Source organism: Streptomyces sp. SID3212 (genome assembly GCF_009865405.1).
Classification (GTDB): Bacteria; Actinomycetota; Actinomycetes; order Streptomycetales; family Streptomycetaceae; genus Streptomyces.
The window spans coordinates 1-2,063 of the sequence record NZ_WWJY01000287.1 but is presented as its reverse complement, the minus strand read 5'-3'; the positions used below and the strand labels follow the sequence as shown (position 1 = coordinate 2,063).

Sequence of the window (2,063 nt, the reverse complement as noted above, 5' to 3'; positions counted from 1 at the left end):
GGCGCGGCCCCGTCCGGCGAGCGCCAGGGCATGGGCCGGTCCGCGAGCCGGACGGGCAGGGCGTCCCAGTCGACCAGGCGGCTGAGCCGGCCGGCGGTCGGTGTCGGCGCGATGCTGCGGTGCCGCAGCTGGAGCAGGGTCTTGGTGACCTGGGCCAGCCCGGAGGCGGCTTCCAGGTGCCCGATGGCGGATTTGACCGTACCGATCAGGACGGGGTCTCCCGCGCGGGCGTGGAAGAGCCCGCCGAGCGCCTCCACCTCGGCGGCGTCGGCGAAGGAGGCCCCGGTGGCGGCGCATTCGACGTACGAGACGTCGTCGACGGTCACCCCGGCCCGGTCCAGGGTGCGGGCCATCGCGTCCCGGAAGGCCGTCACGTCCGGGGCTCCGAAGCGGCCCGAGCCGCCGGCGAAGTCGATCCAGGTCCCCTCGACCACTCCGTGGACGTGGTCGCCGTCGCGGCGCGCGTCCTCGACCCGGCGCAGCAGGAGCGCGCCCACTCCCTCGCCGGGGGACCAGCCGCTCGCGTTGTCGTCGAAGGCCCCTGCGATGCCGTCGGGGGCGACGAGTCCGAGGCCTTCCAGCAGGGCGGTGTGGTACGGATGGGCGATCAGGTTCGCCGCGCCCACCACCGCGGCGTCGCAGTCGCCCCGGTGCAGGGCTTCGAGGGCGAGATGCAGGGCGGTGAGCGAGGAGGAGCAGGAGGTGTTGACGGCGATGCTGGGGCCGCGGAAGCCGAAGATGTGCGAGATACGGTTGGGGATGTCCGAGGCGATGGCCGAGACCTCGGCCCGGCCGGTGCGCTCCCAGTCGGCGGCGCCGACGTGCTGGTGGTCGTTCCACATCGTGGCCACGTAGACCCCGACCCGTGGGGCGGCCCTGCGCAGGGACTCCGTGGTGTGCCCGGCGTCCTCCAGACATTGCCGTACCGCGTGCAGCAGTTGGCGCAGTTGCGGGTCGAGGGTGGCGGCCTCGGCGGGCGACAGGCGGAACAGCCCGCTGTCGAAGCCGTCGATGTCGGCGAGGTAGCCGCCGGGTACGGCACCGACCTCGGCGGCCCGGTCCGCGCTCGGGGCGGCGATGGAACGCCGGCCGTCGGCGAGGTGGCGCCAGAACTGGTCGGGCGTGGCCGCGTCCGGGTAGCGGCCGGCGAGTCCGATCACGGCGGCGGGGGTGACGGTGACGTCCCGGCCGGAGGCGGGGACACGGGCCGGGGCGGGCTCGGCGGGATCTGCGAGGTCTGCCGGGCGGTCGGTGAGCGGGCCGCCGAGGAATGACTGGAGGAATCTTTGGCCGTCGTCCAGCCGGAGCTGGTCGCGGATCGTGTCGAAGGCGACGCTCCCGATGGGGCACAGACCGACCCCCGTGTCCTGCTGAGCCTCCATCAGGAGCTGTCCCATATAGCCGGCTTCGAGCAGGAGGTAGCGCTCCGCGTCCTTGCCGTACAGCGGCTCGATGCCCTGGGGCTGGCTGATCAGGTACAGCTCGAACGCCGCCTGGTCGAACAGCGGCCGGTTGTAGAAGAAGTGCGCGGTCCTGTCGATGGCGGGGGCCGGGTTGAGCAGGCGCAGCGCGTGCTCGGCGGGGTCGTAGTAGTAGGCCCCGCCGGGGAGCGACTCGACGGCACCGACGCGTACGACGAGGTAGGCGTGGACGGCGTAGGTGTCGCCGGCCGAGGGGTAGCCGCGGCGCTCGCGGCCGTCACTGTCGCTCGCGCGCAGCCGGGCGAGCAGGGCGCACAGATCCGCGTACGGCAGTGGCCTCGGGGCGAACTCCAGGCTGCTGGAGCGGGCGAGGTGCGAGTGGCCGCCGGCGGGGGCACCGGGGTCCGCGAGGCGCAGGACGGGTTCGTCCGGGGAGGCCGGACGGAGGTTCCACGCGCCCCTCTTGAACGCGTCGCGTTCCTCGGCCGAGAGGACGTCCACGAACGGTGGCGCCGCGGGTCGGCCTGCAGCCGGGGCGACGACGGGCGCGTCGTGTACGGACCGTGCTCCGGCGGAGCCGGACGCGGGGGCCGGACCGCCGGGCGCGGGACTTTGGCCCGGGCCAGGGGTGAGGGTCGGGGC

At 74.4% G+C, this 2,063-nt stretch carries 1 protein-coding gene; it reads right to left on the bottom strand.

All coding sequences use genetic code 11. The features are described 5' to 3' along the window. A partial coding sequence (locus tag GT042_RS08905; RefSeq protein WP_202532543.1) for a beta-ketoacyl synthase N-terminal-like domain-containing protein occupies nt 1-1,922 on the bottom strand: 1,922 nt, incomplete at its 3' end. Nucleotides 1,923-2,063: the final 141 nt, after the last annotated feature.